Annotated in this window: 3 protein-coding genes; 2 read left to right on the forward strand and 1 reads right to left on the reverse strand. The window is 36.8% G+C overall.

The genetic code is table 11. The features are described 5' to 3' along the window. Both ACY65O_RS03300 and ACY65O_RS03305 read left to right on the forward strand, forming a co-directional pair. Positions 1–231, forward strand: a 231-nt coding sequence (locus ACY65O_RS03300; RefSeq protein WP_462219425.1) for a DUF3137 domain-containing protein, incomplete at its 5' end; no start/stop codon positions are given. A 65-nt stretch (positions 232–296) separates the two neighbouring features. Further along, positions 297–803 (forward strand): RDD family protein, encoded by a 507-nt coding sequence (locus ACY65O_RS03305; protein WP_462219426.1) that lies wholly within the window; start codon positions 297–299, stop codon positions 801–803. Between the two features lie 4 nt (positions 804–807). Here the strand turns inward: ACY65O_RS03305 and ACY65O_RS03310 are convergent. Further along, positions 808–2,226: vitamin B12 dependent-methionine synthase activation domain-containing protein (locus tag ACY65O_RS03310; protein ID WP_462219427.1), on the reverse strand; the 1,419-nt coding region annotated here is incomplete at its 5' end.

Consider the following 2,226-nt stretch of genomic DNA (forward strand, 5'->3'; position numbering starts at 1 on the left):
CTTACAAAAGCTATGACGGAGAGATTGGTGAAATTTAAGCAACAGGTCGATAGGGATATTGCTATTTCTTTTGTAGCAGGCCGCTGTTATGTGGCTATTGCTATTAACGAAGATTTATTGGAGCCAAGTGGTTTTGATACTGATGACAGAGAAGAAGTAAAAAAATATTTTTTCACAATTCTTCTTGTACTGAGTATTATTAATCAGTTGCATTTAAATGAAATGCAATAACGTAATACCAATAGAAAAAAGTATTCTTGATTATTTTAACTATACTTGTAAAATAAAAATCTATTATGGAAAATAATAATGAGCTTACCCATAACTCTGTACAACAAGATTTGTTAGCAGAGGAGTCTTATGACCTCAATAGCTATGTTTATGCTACTCAATGGCAACGTTTTGTAAATTGGTTGATAGATAATTTGCTCATGCGTTTTGGGTTAAGTTATTTAACAGGGATAGCTATTGGAACTATGCTGGGGCTAATTGCACCAGAATTTATTAGCAATATTGCCAATGATGGTGCAATGAGTAGCGGGATATTTTTATTATCTTTTATAATTAATTATTTAAATTATATCGTCTATTATACTCTTTGCGAAAAATTATTTAAAGGCTATACATTAGGTAAAATTATAACCGGCACAAGAGCTATACGCCAGGATGGACAAGAACTTACCCTTAAAAATGCTTTGTTAAGGTCTTTGTCACGTTGTGTTCCTTTTGAAGTGTTTAGCGGTTTTAACACACTAACCTGGCACGATAGCTGGACTGATACAATGGTGGTTAAATCAAGATAAAATTTTATTCCAGTATCGGCCGCAACCATCTTGTTGCTTCATCCAAACTCATCCCTTTTCTTTCGGCATAATCTTTTAGTTGATCGGGTTCAATTTTACCCACACCAAAATATTTACTTTCGGGGTTGGCAAAATACCAACCACTAACTGATGACGCCGGATACATTGCCAATGACTCGGTAAGCTCAATACCAGTAGCTTCTTTGCCGCCCAGTAAATCAAACAATTTATATTTTTCTGTATGATCAGGGCAGGCAGGGTAGCCCGGTGCCGGACGAATACCCAAATATTCTTCTTTAATTAATTGCTCGTTAGTTAAATGTTCATCGGTTGCATAACCCCAATATTCCTGCCGTGTTTTTTTGTGCAGCAATTCTGCAAATGCTTCCGCAAGCCTATCTGCCAAAGCCTGTAAAATAATTTTGTTGTAGTCATCAAAAGCAGCTTCAAACTTTTTAATGTGTGGGTCAATACCTTCAATCGTTACAGCAAATGCGCCCAGAAAATCACTCTGTGACGGAGAAATAAAATCTGCTAAAGATAAATTGGGTTGTCCCTCTGCTTTTTTTATTTGCTGGCGTAGAAACTGCAGTTGTACCACTTCTTTATCCGCTAAAACATCAACCGAATCCGGCGCCACTTTATTGGCAGGCCAAAACCCAATAGCACCCCTTGCATTCAACCATTTTTCATCAATAATTTGCTGCAATAATTTTTTAGCATCGTTGTATAGCTTGGTGGCTTCCACTCCAATAATACTGTCGGTTAGTATGGCAGGAAATTTACCATGCATTTCCCATGCAATAAAAAATGGTTGCCAGTCAATATATTCCGCAACTTCTTTTAAATCGTAATTATTAAAAATTTTTGTTCCTGTAAATGTTGGGGCTACTGGTGTAAAATTATCCCAGTTAATTACTGCCGGATTTTTTTGTGCCTGCTCAAAAGTTAAATATTGCTTGGTAGATTTTTTATTGCCAAAATCAACCACCAGTTTATCGTACTCTTTTTTTATGCCGCTTAAAAAATCAGGCTTTTGTTCTTTACTTAATAGGCTACCTGCAACAGTTACACTTCGGCTGGCATCCAACACATGAATCACACCTTCATCATATTGAGGTGCAATTTTTACTGCAGTGTGCATACGGCTGGTAGTGGCACCACCAATCATCAATGGCAAATTCATACCACGGCGTTTCATCTCATGCGCCACATGCACCATTTCATCCAGCGAGGGTGTAATTAATCCGCTCAATCCTATAATGTCCACCTTTTCTCTAATAGCAGTTTCTAAAATTTTATCGGTTGCCACCATTACTCCCAAATCAATAATATCGTAACCATTGCAACCTAATACCACACCCACAATATTTTTTCCAATATCATGCACATCACCTTTTACAGTAGCCAGTAATATTTTTGC

The sequence above is a fragment of the Ferruginibacter sp. genome, assembly GCF_031430955.1.
Classification (GTDB): Bacteria; Bacteroidota; Bacteroidia; order Chitinophagales; family Chitinophagaceae; genus Ferruginibacter.